Here is a 15630-nt window from a genome sequence, read left to right on the forward strand (position 1 = left end):
GGGCGCTGTTGCCACACTGTCGCCGCCGCAAACGTGGAATATGCACGTTTTTGGGCCGCAGAACCACCCCGCTTGCGCGCCGCGCACGCGGGAGGAGCGGCGCGCCTGGCCCGCCCGCCGCTGCCGCCGCCTCAGGTTTTCCGCAACTGGTCGACGGTGTCGTGCAGGTGCTGCGCCCATGCGCGCCGGTCGCGGCCTTCGGCCGGCTGCGGGTCGCCGTAGTGCACCACGGCGTCGATGGACGGCGCGCACAGCGTGCGCCAGATCGAGCCCACCAGGGTCTCGTCGCCGATGTAGCTGGGCGCGAAACTGGTGGCGCCGGTGGCCCTGTCGGCAAAGCGCAGGCCCACGGGCTGCACCGGCGCGCTGGCGGTGACGGCGGCCTGCAGCAGGTTGGCATGAAACGGCAGCATCTCGCGGCCATCGCCCGTGGTGCCCTCGGGAAACACCGCGAGCACCTCGCCGCGCTCCAGCGCCTCGTGCATGGACCGCACCATGCGCAGCGCATCGCGGCGCGAACTGCGCTCGATGTAGAGGGTGCCGGCGGCGGTGGCCAGCGTGCCGATCAGCGGCCAGCCCTGCACGTCGGACTTGGACACGAAGCGGCAATGCCGGGCCGCGTGCATCACGGGAATGTCAAGCCACGAGATGTGGTTCGCGACCAGCATCACCGGCCCCGCCACTGGCGGCTGCCCCACGATGCGCAGGCTGATGCCGGCATGGGCCAGCAGTTGCAGCGACCACACCTGCACCCGCGCATGCTGCTGATCGGGCGACAGCGCCGGAAAACGCAGCGCCACGATGGTCAGCCCCTTGGCGATGTGGCCCAGCAGGCGCAGCAGGCGCCAGCAGGCGCGCAGGTGCCTCATCTCAGCCGTCCGTGGCGATTCGCCATGCCCATGGCCCACGCAACGGGCCTGACCGATGCGGGTGCCACCGTGGAACCGGCCCTGCCGGACCACCGGTGGCATCCCCCTCGGGGGATGGCGCGAAGCGGCACAGGGGGGTCACCCGTACGCCACCTGCCCGCCCACCAGCGTCATGCGCACCCGGCCTGGCAGCTCGTAGCCGGAAAACGGCGTGTGCTTGCCCTGGCTGCGCAGCGCATCGTCCTGCACGGTCCACGCGGCCTGGGGGTCGAAGATGCACAGGTCGCCCACTCCGCCTTCGACGATCTGGCCCACGCTGGCCTGCAGCGTGCCCAGGGCACTGCCCAGCACGCGCGCGGGTTCGGACGTGACCGTGGCCAGCGCGCGCACGAGCGGCACGCCGCTGTCCTGCGACCACTTGAGCGCCAGGCTCAGCAGCAGCTCCAGGCCCGTGGCACCGGGTTCGGCCTCGGCGAACGGCAGGGTCTTGGCGTCTTCATCAACAGGTGTGTGGTCGGACACCAGCGCATCGACGGTGCCATCCAGTAGCGCCGCGCTCAGGGCATCGCGGTCGCGCTGCTGGCGCAGCGGGGGCGTCAAGCGCGCGCGGCTGTCGAAGAAGCCAATGTCGTTTTCGGTCAGGTGCAGCGTGTTGATGCTGATGTCGCAGGTCACGTTGAGTCCCTCGGCCTTGGCCCGGCGCACCAGCTCGACACCGGCCGCGCTGCTGAGGCGGCACAGGTGCACGCGCGCACCGGTGGTCTTGAGCAGCTCGAAGATGGTGTGCAGCGCAATGGTCTCGGCTGCCACGGGCACGCCCGACAGGCCCAGGCGCGTGGCCAGCGCACCGCTGGCGGCCACGCCTTTGCCGAGGTGCATTTCCTGCGGGCGCAGCCACACGGTGTAGCCAAAGGTGGCGGCGTACTGCAGCGCGCGCTGCAGCACCTGGGTGCTGGCCAGGGGCACTTCGGCCTGGCCGAAGCCCACGCAGCCCGATTCGGTCAACTCGGCCATCTCGGTCAGCACCTCGCCGGCGAGGCCACGCGTGAGCGCACCCAGCGGGAACAGGCGCGACTGGTGCAGCTTCTCGGCACGGAACTTGAGCATCTCCACCAGGCCCGGCTCGTCGAGCACGGGGTCGGTATCGGGCGGGCACACCAGGCTGGTCACGCCCCCGGCCACGGCGGCCGCCATCTCGGATTCGAGCATGCCCTCGTGCTCATGGCCGGGCTCGCGCAGGCGCGCGGCCAGGTCCACCAGGCCGGGCAGCACGATGCAGCCCGTGGCGTCCACCACGCGCTTGGGCGCAAAGTCGGGCGGCACGCGGTTGACGCCGACGATGCGGCCCGCCGCGATGGCGATGTCACAGGTCTGGTCGAGGCCCGAAGCGGGGTCGATCACACGGCCGTTCTGGATCAGTATCTTCATGATTTGAAGCCAAATTGGCTGCTAGCGCTTATTGGATAAGCGCTAGCAGCTATGAAAACAGGAGTATTCATTCCGAGCATCACGCCTCGTTCCCCGCCACTATGGACATGACGGCCATGCGCACAGCGATGCCGAAAGTCACCTGCGGCAGGATCACGCTCTGCTTGCCATCCACCACGGCGGAGTCGATCTCGACCCCCCGGTTGATGGGGCCGGGGTGCATGACGATGGCGTCGGACTTGGCCAGCTGCAGCTTGTCCTGCGTGAGGCCGAAGCTCTTGAAATACTCCTGGCTCGACGGCAGCAGCGCGCCGCTCATGCGCTCGTTCTGCAGGCGCAGCGTGATGATCACGTCCGCGTCCTTGATGCCTTCTTCGAGCGTGTGGCACACACGCACGCCCATCTGCGCCATGTCGGACGGCACCAGCGTGCGCGGCCCCACCACGCGCACTTCGGCGCAGCCCAGCGTGGTCAGGCCGTGGATGTCCGAGCGCGCCACGCGCGAGTGCAGCACGTCGCCCACGATGGCCACGGTGAGGTTGGAAAAATCCTTCTTATAGTGGCGGATGGTGTACATGTCCAGCAGCCCCTGCGTGGGATGGGCATGCCGGCCATCGCCCGCGTTGATCACGTGCACATGCGGTGCCACATGCTGGGCAATGAGGTAGGGCGCGCCCGATTCGCTGTGCCGCACCACGAAGATGTCAGCCGCCATCGCGCTGAGGTTGGCGATGGTGTCGAGCAGGGATTCGCCTTTGCTGGCCGAGCTGCGCGCGATGTCGAGGTTGATCACGTCGGCCGACAGGCGCTTGGCCGCGATCTCGAACGTAGTGCGCGTGCGCGTGCTGTTCTCGAAGAACAGGTTGAACACGCTCTTGCCGCGCAAGAGCGGCACCTTCTTGACCTCGCGGTCGTTGACGGAGACGAAGTTGGCGGCCGTGTCGAGGATGTGCGTGACGATGTCGCGCGGCAGGCCCTCGATGGACAGCAGGTGGATGAGTTCGCCGTTGCCGTTGAGTTGGGGGTTGCGCTTCTTCAGCACGGTCAGGCCTCTTTGACTTGGAAGTGGAAGGTACCGCTGTCGCCACGCGCCAGGGCCAGCGACTGGGCGGCGGGCAAGGCCACGCGGGCCGCGGCGAAGTCGGCCTGCACGGGCAGCTCGCGCCCGCCCCGGTCCACCAGCACGGCCAGGCGCACGCTGGCGGGGCGGCCGTAGTCGAACAGCTCATTGACCACCGCGCGGATGGTGCGGCCCGTGTAGAGCACGTCGTCGAGCACCAGCACGTCGGCGCCGTTCACGTCGAACGGCAGCGAGGTCTGCGCACTGGCCGAGAGGCCGCGCTGGGCGAAATCGTCGCGGTGCATCACGGAAGACAACACGCCGGGCGCGCCCTCCAGGCCCAGATCCTTCTGCAGCCGCTCGGCCAGCCAGGCACCGCCCGAGGCAATGCCCGCCAGGCGCGTCGTGGGGGTCCACAGGCTGCGCACGCCGCGCAAAAGCTCGCGGTACAGGGCCTCGGCATCCAGCACGAGACTGCCGGACGCGCCGGGGGATGGGTTGCTGCTCATGGGAGGTTCCTCAAAAACTGTTCCAGGATGATGCAGGCCGAAGCGGCGTCCGCATCCTTGGCACCGCCGGCGATGGCCTCGGTGGTGCTGTAGCGCTCGTCCACCTCGAACACCGGCAGGCCGAAGCGGCCGCGCAGCTGGCGCCCGAACTTGAGCGCACGTTCGGTGTTCTCGTGGCTCGCGCCATCGGGGTGGTAGGGCACGCCGATCACCAGCGCGTCGGGCTGCCATTCCTTGATGCGCTGCGCGACCTGAACAAAACGCGCGTCGCCTTCGGCCTTGATCGTGGCTTGCGGCGTGGCGCTGCGCAGCATGCGGTTGCCCGTGGCCACGCCCGTGCGCTTGAGGCCAAAGTCGAAAGCAAGAAAGGTCTGGAAGTGCGCGGGAACGGCGGGCTGAGCGGGCAAGCCGGTCATGCGTGCCCCGCCTCGGGCGACAGCATCCAGGCCTTGAGGCCCAGCAGCGACAAGGCGCGGTCGTAGCGCTCGGGCACCGGGGTGTCGAAGATCACCGACAGGTCGGCCGCCACGGTGAGCCAGGCGTTTTCGGCCAGCTCGGACTCGAGCTGGCCCTCGCCCCACGACGAGTAGCCCAGCGTGATGAGCACCCTGCGGGGCCCCGCGCCCGTGGACAGGGCCTCGAGCACGTCCTTGGAGGTCGTCATCTCCAGCCCGCCCGGAATGGTCATGGTGGAAGCGTAGGCGGATTCGTCCGTTTCGGCCGTGTCCATGAGCATGGGCTCGTGCAGCACGAAGCCGCGCTCGGTCTGCACGGGGCCGCCCTGGAACACGGGTTCCCGGCTCAGGTCCTCCCGACGCAGGGACAGGTCGACCTTGTCGAAAAGTCCCTTGAGCGTGATGTCGGTCGGCTTGTTGATGATGAGCCCGAGCGCGCCGCGCTCGCTGTGTTCGCACAGGTAGACGACGCTGCGCGCAAAAGACTCATCTTCCAGACCGGGCATCGCGATCAGGAAGTGATGCGTCAGGTTGATGGGCGCAGAATCGGAAGACATCTGCCAATTTTAACGGTGAACATGGCGCACTCTCCAGAGCCTTCCTACCCCAGCGGCCTTGTCTGGTTCCGGCGCGACCTGCGGGCCCATGACCAGGCGGCTCTGTACCACGCGCTGACGCAGTGCCGGCAGGTGCATTGCCTCTTCGTTTTCGACCGCGAGATTCTCGATGCCCTGCCCCGGGCCGACCGGCGCGTGGAGTTCATCCGGGAGGCGCTGGTGGAGCTGGACGAGGCCCTGCGCGCGCTGTCGGGCCACGCGCAGGGAGGGCTCATCGTGGCCCACGCGGGGGCCAGCGAGTCCGTTCCCGCATTCGCGCGCGCGCTGAACGTGCAGGCGGTGTTCGCCAACCACGACGACGAGCCGCAGGCGCTCGCGCGCGACAGCCTCGTGCGCACCCGGCTGGCGGCCATGGGCAAGGCCTTCCACACATCCAAGGACCACACGATCCTTGAGCGCAGCGAGGTGCTGACACAGAGCGGCACGCCCTACAGCGTGTTCACGCCCTACAAGAACGCGTGGCTGAAGAAGATCGACGCGTTCCACCTGACGGGCTACCCGGTGGAGCGCCACGCGCACCGGCTGGCGCCCCGGCCCGCGGAGCACTGCAAGCCCATTCCCGGCCTGGCGGCACTGGGCTTCGTGCCCGCCGCAGGCACAACAGCGCAGCCAGGGCTGCCCACCGGCGCCAGCGGGGCCCGGCAGCTGTTCGACGACTTTCTGGGCCGCATCGCGCGGTATGGGGTCACCCGAGATTTCCCGGCGGTCAAGGGCCCGAGCTACCTGAGCGTGCACCTGCGGTTTGGCACCATCTCGCCGCGCCTGCTGGCGCACGCGGCCCACCAGCTCGCGGCCCAGGGCAATCCGGGCGCCGCCACCTGGCTCAACGAGCTGATCTGGCGGGACTTCTACTTCCAGATCCTGCACCACCACCCGCACGTGGTGGGGCATGCCTTCAAGCCGGCCTACGACGCCATCGACTGGGAAACCGGCCCCCACGCGGACGCCCTGTTCGCGGCCTGGTGCGCGGGCCGCACCGGCTACCCGCTGGTCGACGCCGCCATGGCGCAGATCAACCAGACGGGCTACATGCACAACCGCCTGCGCATGGTGGTGGCCAGTTTTCTGGTGAAGGACCTGGGGATCGACTGGCGCCGGGGCGAGGCCTATTTTGCAACCCACCTCAACGACTTCGACCTGGCCGCCAACAATGGGGGATGGCAATGGGCCAGCTCCAGCGGCTGCGATGCGCAGCCGTACTTCCGGATCTTCAACCCTGTCAGCCAGAGCGAAAAGTTCGACCCGCAGGGCAAGTTCATCCGCCGCTACCTGCCGCAGCTCGCCGGATTGCCCGACAAGGCCCTGCATGCGCCCTGGACGGCGCGGCCCCTGGAGCTGCAGGAGGCGGCCGTGCAGCTTGGCCAGAACTACCCCCTGCCGATCGTGGACCACGCGGCGGCACGCCAAAGAACGCTGGAGCGCTACGCGGTGGTCACCTCGGCGGCGGCCTGAGAGGCCGCCCCGCGCCAGCGCGGCCCAGCCCCCGCGCGGCGTGGCGTGGCATAGCGCACACGGTCGGCTCTGCCATGTTCAGGGGGTGCAGCGCTCTGCCGGGCACCACGGCTGCACCAGGAAGGGCAGGAAGTGCGCCACGGGCCCGCCCCGGGAAGGGCAGGCCGCGAGACGCGCGATGGGTCAGGCCTCCACCGCGGCTGCGATGCGTGCGTAGTGCTGAATGAGGCTCAGCAACTCTTCGTCGGAGTACGGCTTGCCCAGGTAGTGGTTGACGCCCAGCTCCATGGCATGTTCGCGGTGCTTCTCGGCGATGCGCGACGTGATCATGATGATGGGGAGGTCGCGCAACGCACCGTCCGCGCGGATGTTGCGCGCCAGGTCGAAGCCGTCCATGCGGGGCATTTCGATGTCCGACAGCACCACCGTGGGACGCTCTTCCTGCAGCCGCTCGAGCGCCTGCAGGCCGTCGGCGGCCAGCGCCACACGGTAGCCTTCGCGCTGCAGCAGGCGCTGCGTGACGCGGCGCACCGTGATCGAATCGTCCACCACCAGCACCAGGGGCACCTGGCTGGGGCCCGCCAGCTGGAGCGACACCACGGATTTGCCGCCAGCGCCCGAACCATCTGCCTCCAGCACGGGAGGCAGATCCACATGGGCTGCCCGCACCTGATCGCCGTACACCGTGGCCAGCGCCACGGGGTTGTAGATCAGCACCACGGCACCCGAGGCCAGCACCGACATGCCCGCCAGGCCCGGCAGGCGGGACAACTGGGGCCCGAGGTTCTTCACCACGACTTCTTGGTTGCCCAGCACTTCGTCCACGTGCATGGCGATGCGCTGCGATGCGCTGCGGAAAATCACCACAGGTCGCGTCTTGCCAGCCGGCTCGTTGCTGCGCGCAGAAGCCTGCAGCAGCGCCCCGGCCCAGAAGAACGGCAGCTGCTCCGTGCCATCGTCGAAATGGCCGGTACGGTATGCAACTTCAAGGTCTGCCGCCGAGGTGCGCCGCACGATCTCGACCACGTTGGCGGGCACGCCGATCGCCAGATCACCGGCACGCAGCATCACCACCTGCGTCACCGCCGTGGTCAGTGGCAGCACCATGCGGAAGGCAGCGCCCTTGCCGGCCTCGGTCGAGGTCTCGATGCGCCCGCCCAGTGCATTGATCTCCGAGCGCACCACGTCCATGCCGATGCCCCGGCCCGCCAGGCCGGTCACTTCGCTGGCGGTACTGAAACCGGGCGTGAAGATCAGGTTGGCCGCTTCGGCATCGCTCAACTGCGCATCGGGTTCGATCAGGCCCTGGGACAGTGCCTTTTCCCGGATGCGCGGCAGGTTCAGGCCAGCGCCATCGTCACGGAACTCCACCGACACGTCGTTGCCTTCGTGGTGCAGATCCACCGTGATGGTGCCGGACGCCGGTTTGCCCGCGGCGACCCGGTCCTCGGGGTTCTCGATCCCGTGGGCCACGCAGTTGCGCAGCAGATGTTCGAACGCCGGGGTCATGCGGTCCAGCACGCCACGGTCCATCTCGATGGAGCCGCCGGTGATATCGAGCTTGATCTGCTTGCCGGTTTCCTTGGAGGCCTGGCGCACCACGGCGTACAGGCGCTCGGCAATGCCTTCGAACTCCACCATGCGGGTGCGCAACAGGTCGCGCTGCAGTTCGCGCGCCTGGCGGCCCTGGGCGATCAGGTCGTCTTCGGCGCCTTCCATGGTGCGCTGCAGGTTGCGCTGCACGGTGGCCACGTCGTTCACCGACTCGGCCATCATGCGCGTGAGTTCCTGCACGCGGGTGAAGCGGTCGAACTCCAGCGGATCGAAACCAGCGGCCGAATCCTTGGACAGGGCCAGGCGCGACTGCATCTGCGATTCGGCCTGCACCTCGATGTCCCGCAGCTGCTGGCGCAGGCGGTCCAGATTGCCCGACAGGTCGGCCAGCGAACTGCGGAACTGGCCCAGCCGCACGTCCAGGCGCGATCGGCTGATCATCACTTCGCCCGCCTGGTTCACCAGGCGGTCCAGCAGCTGCGCACGCACACGCACCGACTGGTTGGACGCCACGCGCAGCGGCGCAAGCTGGGAGGGTGCCGGCAGGCGCACGGCAGGCGCCGATGGCGGCGTTGCCAGCGCCTGTGCAGGCGCATCCACCGGCACTGCCGACAGGTCCACCGGGGAACTGGCGCGCACGGCCTCGACCGGCAGCGACACCACCGTGTCGGCTGGGCTCTGCCCAATGGTCCGCAGGGCTTCGAAGTTGGCCTGCAGGCCGTCAAAGCTGGCCTGCAGGGGCTCGATCTGGTCGGAGGTGACCGTCTCGGCGTCCAGTTGCTCGATGGCGGATTCGAGGCGGTGGGCCATTTCGCCCAGACGCATGGCACCCGCCAGGCGCGAGCTGCCCTTGAGGGTGTGCAATGCCCGCAGCACCTCGCTGCGTGCACCCAGGTTGTCCGGGCGCGAAGCCCACTGGCGCAGGGCTCCACCGAGCTGCGGCAGCAGTTCCGCGGCCTCTTCCTCGAAGATCGGGAACAGGTCCGGATCGATGACGTCGATCGCATCGATGTCGTCATCCACGTCCGAACCCAGCGCCACGGCATGGGCAATCGCGTCGTCGACCATCTGGTCGTGGTCGTGCACCACGGCGGACAGCGCGGGCGCCACATGCCCCTTGGGAACCGGCACGGGCGTCAGCTCGGCGGGGACATCGGGTACGGGTTCGGCTGGGGGCAGCGGCTGCGCGGCTTCCGCGCCGATCGGTGCCACCGGCTCCATCGCCAGCCCGTCTGCGGCTTCCGCATCTTCTTCGGGCGGCGACAGGGTGTTGTCCACCTCGGTCTGCAAGATCTGGCGCAGTTGCTCCAGCACTTCCTGGCTGGGCTCCTTGAGGAAACCGGCCGCGAACTGGTGCAGCAACCGGCGGATATCTTCCGCCGCCGCCATGAAGGCCTGGGCCTGTTCCTGGGTGCCGCCAGACTGCAACGTCACATGCTGGAGCGCATGCTCCAGTACGCGCGCCATTTCGGACAGGGCATTGAAGCCCACGGTGGCGGAGCTGCCCGCGAGCGAGTGCGACAACGCCACCGCGATGTCCGGCAGGGGCTCGTGCAGTTCCAGCGACCATTCCTGCAGGCAGGTCACCAGGCGGCGGGACCATTCATCGGCTTCGTTCAGATAGACGTTGTAGAGCGGAATGCCAATGCGCAGCGTGTCAATCACCTTGACCGCTTCGTCGCTGCTGTTGTCCTCCAGCGGCAGGGCCTCGGCCAGTTCCGGCGTTGCAGCAACGGGCTCGGCGTCCACGGTTTCCACCGCTTCGGCAGGCACAAGGGCTTCGGGCTCGGGCGCACCGGCCTCCGGCAATGGCTCCAGCGCCTCCAGTTCCCCCGGCTCCGGAGCTTCCAGCGGCTCGGCGGCATCCAGGGATTGCGCCGACAGCAGCCCGGCCACTTCATCCTCAGTCAGTTCGTCGGACAACGCGGGCGCTGGCGCCGGAAGTTCGGCCTCAGGCGCCGCCACGGCGGGTTCCAGGTCGGGCAGTTCGAGATCCAGCACGAAGTCGGCACTGGAAGGATCGATCACCGCGGCGTCTGCGGGCGCTTCGTCCAGCGCGGCTGCAAACACGGAGAAATCGATCTCCTCGGCCACCTCGGGGGAGGCCACGGCCTGATCCGCCGGCACTTCGGGTGCGTGGTCGAAGATTTCGGTGGCTTCGAAGTCGGGGATGGCCAGCGCCTCTTCCACCGCCTGTGGTGCGTCTGCAGCTTCTGGCTCCAGCGATTCGATGGGCACGCCGTCCAGGGCCGCAGCTTCCTGCATCTGCTCCTGCACGGGCGCAGCCTGCGGGGGGCTGTCCTCGCTGGCGAACGGGGTGGCCAGCGGCAACAGGGTGCCGTCGAGCCGCATGGCATCCGCGGACTTGCGGAATGCGTCTGGCTGCCAGCCCGAAGCCTGGCCAGAGGCGATATCGTCCGCCCAGCGGCTGAATGCCCGCAGCGCGTCCGAGGACAGCTGCAGCAGGCTGGGCTGCATCGGCTTTTGCTCTGCCAACCAGGCGTTGAGGACCTGTTCCATGGACCAGGCCGCTTCACCGAAATCGTTCAGCCCGACCATCCGCGAACTGCCCTTGAGCGTGTGGAAGGCACGGCGCAGCGTGGTCTGTTCGCTGAGGTTGCCCGGCTCATCCTGAAGCACGTCGATGGCGGCCAGGCCATTGACCACCACTTCGCGGGCCTCCTCCAGGAAGACCTCCAGCAGTTCATCCTCGATCTCCGGTGCCTGCGCCACTGCGGGCGCGGGCGCTGCCGCCTGGGGCACCGGCGCGCCGCCGCCCTCTGTGGCGACGGGCAGATCAAAGGAAATGTCGGGTGCGAGCGACCCCGGATCCACCGGCGCCAGCTGCGCAGGGGCCACCTCGGACGGCATGTCCGGAAGGGAAGGCAGGGATCCGAAATCCGTGGGCTCGCCGAAGGGTTCCGGCACGGGAAAACGTGGCACCACGTCGGGCAATGGGATGGCGGCCCGCTCTTCCAGCTTGGCCGGCGCCTCTTCCACGGCATCCGACGCACGCGGACGGGTCTTGCCCATGAGGATGCGCAGTTCACCGAGCTCTTCGTCGTACACGAACAGCTTGCGGGCCATGGTGCGCTGGTAGCTGAGCATGTCGATCAGGAACCCCAGCGCGCCGAGGCTGTTGCCCAGCTTCTCGAAGACACCCTGGCGATCGGCCTCGGGCACCTCGTTGATGAGCAGGCGCTCCACCATGTCGCGCATGCGAACCACCGCGAGCGACGCCTGGTCCAGGCCCAGCACGGACAGCACACCGCGCATCTGCGCGAGATGGCCGGGGACGGTCGCCAGGACCGCCGTGTCCTGCGGATTGCGGAAAAACTGATCCAGCGCCTTCTCGGCTTCGCCGAGCGTGGAGCGCAGTTCGTCGACAACGCTGCCCATGGTCTGGTTGTCGCTGACCCGGCGGTACAGCTCCTCCATCCACTGTTCCAGGGGCTCGGGCTCCGCGCCCGCGCCGACGGCATCCAGGCGCTGCGCGAGCCTGCCCGCGCGGATTTCCATCTGGTCGTCGCCCGCATCCAGCTCTTCAAAGGCCGCCTGCAGGTACAGGACCGAGGTTGCCACTTCCATGGCCAAGGCGGCCGAGGGCGGTTCGCCGGAACGGGTGGTGGATTCCAGTGCGCGCGTCAGGGCCTGCGCAAGGCTTTCGCTTCCGGGATGCAGCTTGCGCAGCGAGTCGCACACCAGGCTGAATTGATCCGCCGCGGGCTTGAGCTTGTTGCGGTCCCCGCCGGCCAGCGCGGACCAGGTCTCGGTGGCCGCGGCGATCCGCTTACGTGCCTGCGCCAGCATGGCGGGGTCAAAACGGCCGAACCGCGCAGCTTCATAGTCGACCGGCTTGAACCGGTCCAGCGCGAAGGCCTGCCGCACGGCCTGCAGCGAGGGCACGTCGCTGGCGGCCGCATCGGCCGGCCTGGCCTGGGAACAGAAGAACAGCAGGTCCTGCACCAGGCGGTCTGCAATGGTCGTGTCGCCCTTGGCCAGGGTGGCGTACTGCATCAGCACACGGGACGCCACGCGCTTGACGTAGACATCCGCGGGCAGCAGGCCGGAGCCAAAGGCCTCGAAGAAGCCCGCGCAGATCTTCCAGAAAGCGCGGGACTGGCGGTCCGGCTGGGCCGCCACGAAGCCCAGGCAGGTGTCCCTCAGGCTCAACGAGGCCCGCAGATCACCGGATTTGACGATTCGCAGCACCGCGGCGTCCAGGCGCGCGCGCGCTTCAGGACCGTACGGCAGCGGCGTGACCGACACTGCACCCTCGGGCTCGCGAAACCTGCGCTCCACAGGCCACAGGTCGGCAGGATGGACGCGGTCCGCGCCGGCCAGCGCCTGCGCGTCGCGGTACTGGGGGAACAGCGCAACAGGCGAAGCCGCCTTGCCAGCCAGAACGGTTTCCAGGTATTCGATCAGCGCAAAGCTCGCACGCTCGATGACGGCCGCGGCGTCGTCGCTGCAGGTCTCGGGCCGCTGCACGAACTTCTGGACCGCAGACTCCATGGCCCGCAGGACCAGCGCCGGCGGGCCCATGCCCACCATTTCCAGCGCGCCGCACGCCTGATGCAGCTGCTGCCGGGCAATGCGCAGCGGGCCGGCATCGAGCGCCGCGAGATCCGATTCGCGGGCGGCTTCCGCATCGCGCACAAAGCGGCGCATGGCCTTGACAGCACCGTCAAGGGATTTGCGCAGTTCGTCAAGCACCCACGCCAAAGGACCCAGGTCCTGATCTCCCTGGGTCCCATCCGCGGCCGGTGCATTGTTGACATCAATAGATGACATGGATTCGTCCCCGGCTGCTATGAGCCAGCTGGTTGATGACTACAGCGTCAGGCGATCTTGAACCGTGCCACCGATTGGCGCAGTTCTTCAGCCATGTGCGAGAGCTCGCGCACCTGCTGCGCTGTGGTTCGGGTACCTTCACCCGTTTGCTCGGTCACCGCAAAAATGTGCTGGATGTTGTCGGCCACTTCGTTGGCCAGAACGGCTTCCCGGGATGTTGAGGACGAAATCTGCTCAATCAGTTCGGCAAGACGGCGCGACACGCGGTCGATCTCGGTCAGTGCTGTACCGGCGCTGTCGGACAGGCGCGCCCCTTCCACCACACCCTGCGTGGAGCGTTCCATAGCGGCCACGGCATCCTGCGTGTCGGTCTGAATCGCCTTCACGAGCGCCGAGATCTGGCGCGTGGCGTCTGCCGAACGTTCAGCCAGTCGCTGCACTTCTTCGGCCACCACCGAGAAGCCTCGGCCGGCTTCACCGGCGGACGCTGCCTGGATGGCAGCGTTCAGGGCCAGCACGTTCGTCTGCTCGGTAATGTCGGAAATCAGTTCGGTGATTTCACCGATCTCCTGCGAGGATTCGCCCAGGCGCTTGATCCGCTTGGAGGTGTCCTGGATCTGGTCGCGGATGGAGTTCATACCGCCGATGGCGTTCTGCACGGCCTGCAGGCCCGAGTCGGCAGCTTGCAGCGATTGACGGGCCACCGTGGCGGACTCTTGCGCTTGTGTGGACACCTCGTTGATTCGGGTGGCCATGTCGAGCACCGAACGGCCGGTTTCACGAATTTCGCGCAGCTGCTCGGTGGATGCCGCCAGCAGCTCCGTGGACGTGTTGTCCACCTGGGCCGTCGTCTGCGCCACCCGCGTGGCCGTGTTCTGCACGCTGCCCACCAGCTGGCGCAGTTCTTCCACCGTGTAGTTCACCGAGTCGGCGATGGCGCCCGTGATGTCTTCCGTCACGGTGGCTTCCTGGGTCAGGTCACCTTCAGCGACCGACTGCAATTCGTTCATCAGCCGCAAAATGGCGGCCTGGTTGGCGTCATTGACGCGCTTGGCTTCCTGCTCCTGGCGCTTGGCGTCCTTCTGCTGCATTTCGGCAGCAGCCTGGCGGCCACGGCTGTCCAGCAGCTGCACGCGCGAGATGCCCACGCCGCAAAAGATCACGAACAGGCCGGCGAGGGCCAGGGCAGCGAGCTGTCCACCGCCCACACCCGTCTGGGCGGACAGCTTGCTCTGCAGGCCTTCGAGCTGGCGGCGCAGGGGTTCGCTGTCGGCAATGATCGCCGACTGGGCTTCGCGGGCAGACACCAGGCCTTGCAGGTTGCCCAGAATGGCGCTGGCTTGCGTGCGGGTCTGCTCATAGAGCTTGACCAGGGCTTCGAGCTGTTCGCGGGTCTGGGCATCCTTGGTGGCGGCCAGGCGCAGTTCAGGGCTGCCATCGAGCAGGCCCTGGGCGATTTCCTTGAACGAATTCAAGTCCTTGCCCAGCAGGAACACGGCCTCGGGGCTCACGCCTTCCATGGTCTGGAATTCGTTGGCCGACTTGCCGATACGCTGGGTCAGCATCACGAGCTGGCCGGCGGCGGAAATCTCGGCGGCAGGCGCGTTCTGCTGCAGCTTGAGGGACGACACCGTCTCGGCGATTTCCAGCAGGTCGGACGATTGGCGGTTGATGGTGCGCAGAGCGTCCCCCACCTGCGTCAGGATCTTCTGCTGGCCCATCACCACGCTGGCATTGCGCTCGGCACGTTCCATGAGCGGGTTCACGGCGTCCAGATCGGGCTTGTAGGGCTCGCCCAGCGATTCCACGCCGAGTTCGCCATCACCCGCATTCAGGGCGCGCACATTGCGCGCCAGCACGCCGGAGCTTTCCACCACGTCCGGGAAGGCCTGCGGACTTCCCACCAGCGCCTGCGACACCGACTTCGCCAGGCGCTGCGACTGCATGAGGGACTGGCCCGTTGCAGCAAGCTGCTGCGCGGAGCGGTCGGCCTGCCGCAGCACCCAGGCAGCGATCAAGGCCAGGACGATCACGCCCACAGCCAGCAGGCCGAGCAGGCGGCGCTGGTGGGCCGCAGCGGTCGAGCGGCCCAGCAGTGGCAGGGAGATGAGGTCTTCCTCCGCGTCCTGGGCAGACTGCTCGGGGGCATAGCCGTCCGGGTCACCCTGAACACTGTTCATGGCTTCGGCCTGGTACGCGTCGCGCAATTGCGCGCCGTCCAGCGAACCCGTGGCAAGAATATCCTGCCCGTCGTCGGCCGTGCCGGCAATCGCGCCTGCATCCGGTGTGGCAGGTTTCCGGTTGAACAGTTTTCCAAATTGATTGACGACGGACATGGTGCAGCCTTACAGAAAAACTCAAGCACTGATGCTCAGGAAAGCGGGATGTTGGGACAGGATCTGCAAGTTCAGTTCCTGCCAGCGCGCGCCGCTGGAATCGATATACGTGGTGCCGAAGAATGCAGGGGAATCCTCGGCCGGAGGCTCGGAGGACACGAACGCATCGGTCCCGCGCAGGCCGGCCAGGCGGTCCACCAGCAAAGCGGCATTGACTTCGAGGGCCGCGTTGAAAGCCAGGAGGCTGGCCTCCGACAGGGCCTGTTCGGTACGGGGCGCCGCGGAGCCCAGGAGCCCCGCGAGATCCACCACGCCGACCAGCCCGCCGCGCAGGTTGGCAACGCCCAGGAACCAGCTTTGGGTATAAGGCACCGCCTGGATCGAGACCCAGGGGAAAATCTCCCCCGACTGTCCAAGGGGCAGCAAATAGAAACTCCCGGCGGACTCGACAGCCAGCCAGGATGACACAGAGGTCCCTTCGGTTCTTGCGGCCTGAAGGCGGCTGGCAAGTCGGGTCTGGAGCTCTCGCAGGGCTTCGCGGTTGGCCATGAACGCG

10 protein-coding genes are annotated in these 15630 nt (G+C 67.8%); 1 reads left to right on the forward strand and 9 read right to left on the reverse strand.

What is annotated here, in order from left to right; translation table 11 throughout:
* Positions 1–131: 131 nt before the first annotated feature.
* The 6 genes from KW843_RS15335 to KW843_RS15360 form a co-directional block, all read right to left on the reverse strand.
* Positions 132–869, reverse strand: a complete 738-nt coding sequence (locus KW843_RS15335) for a 1-acyl-sn-glycerol-3-phosphate acyltransferase (RefSeq protein ID WP_218296018.1) — start codon at positions 867–869, stop codon at positions 132–134.
* A gap of 138 nt (positions 870–1007) precedes the next feature.
* Positions 1008–2297, reverse strand: a complete 1290-nt coding sequence (locus KW843_RS15340) for a dihydroorotase (protein WP_218296019.1) — start codon at positions 2295–2297, stop codon at positions 1008–1010.
* Positions 2298–2376: 79 nt separating this feature from the next.
* The gene (locus KW843_RS15345; RefSeq protein ID WP_218296020.1) at positions 2377–3339 is read right to left on the reverse strand and encodes an aspartate carbamoyltransferase catalytic subunit; all 963 of its coding nucleotides are present in this window, start codon (positions 3337–3339) and stop codon (positions 2377–2379) included.
* Positions 3340–3341: 2 nt separating this feature from the next.
* On the reverse strand, positions 3342–3866 hold the full coding sequence (gene pyrR, locus KW843_RS15350) for a bifunctional pyr operon transcriptional regulator/uracil phosphoribosyltransferase PyrR (RefSeq protein WP_218296021.1): 525 nt from the start codon (positions 3864–3866) through the stop codon (positions 3342–3344).
* Positions 3863–4282, reverse strand: a complete 420-nt coding sequence (gene ruvX / locus KW843_RS15355; protein ID WP_218296022.1) for a Holliday junction resolvase RuvX — start codon at positions 4280–4282, stop codon at positions 3863–3865. The genes pyrR and ruvX overlap by 4 nt, the downstream gene beginning before the upstream one ends.
* Positions 4279–4878, reverse strand: coding sequence for a YqgE/AlgH family protein (locus KW843_RS15360; protein WP_218296023.1), 600 nt, complete (start codon positions 4876–4878; stop codon positions 4279–4281). Before KW843_RS15360 ends, ruvX begins: the two co-directional genes overlap by 4 nt.
* Before the next feature lie 21 nt (positions 4879–4899).
* On the opposite strand from KW843_RS15360, the gene KW843_RS15365 reads away from it, so the two are divergent.
* Positions 4900–6390 (forward strand): deoxyribodipyrimidine photo-lyase, encoded by a 1491-nt coding sequence (locus tag KW843_RS15365; protein WP_218296024.1) that lies wholly within the window; start codon positions 4900–4902, stop codon positions 6388–6390.
* 183 nt (positions 6391–6573) lie between these two features.
* Here KW843_RS15365 and KW843_RS15370 read toward each other — a convergent pair whose 3' ends face one another.
* Genes KW843_RS15370 through KW843_RS15380 form a run of 3 tightly spaced genes read right to left on the reverse strand, consistent with a single transcriptional unit; the run spans position 6574 to position 15623 of the window.
* The gene (locus tag KW843_RS15370; protein ID WP_218296025.1) at positions 6574–12738 is read right to left on the reverse strand and encodes an Hpt domain-containing protein; all 6165 of its coding nucleotides are present in this window, start codon (positions 12736–12738) and stop codon (positions 6574–6576) included.
* Positions 12739–12785: 47 nt separating this feature from the next.
* Positions 12786–15074: a methyl-accepting chemotaxis protein gene (locus KW843_RS15375; protein WP_218296026.1), complete on the reverse strand. Its 2289-nt coding sequence runs from the start codon at positions 15072–15074 to the stop codon at positions 12786–12788.
* A gap of 21 nt (positions 15075–15095) precedes the next feature.
* Positions 15096–15623, reverse strand: coding sequence for a chemotaxis protein CheW (locus KW843_RS15380; protein WP_218296027.1), 528 nt, complete (start codon positions 15621–15623; stop codon positions 15096–15098).
* Positions 15624–15630: the final 7 nt, after the last annotated feature.

Source organism: Acidovorax sp. sif1233 (assembly GCF_019218755.1).
Lineage (GTDB): Bacteria > Pseudomonadota > Gammaproteobacteria > Burkholderiales > Burkholderiaceae_C > Acidovorax.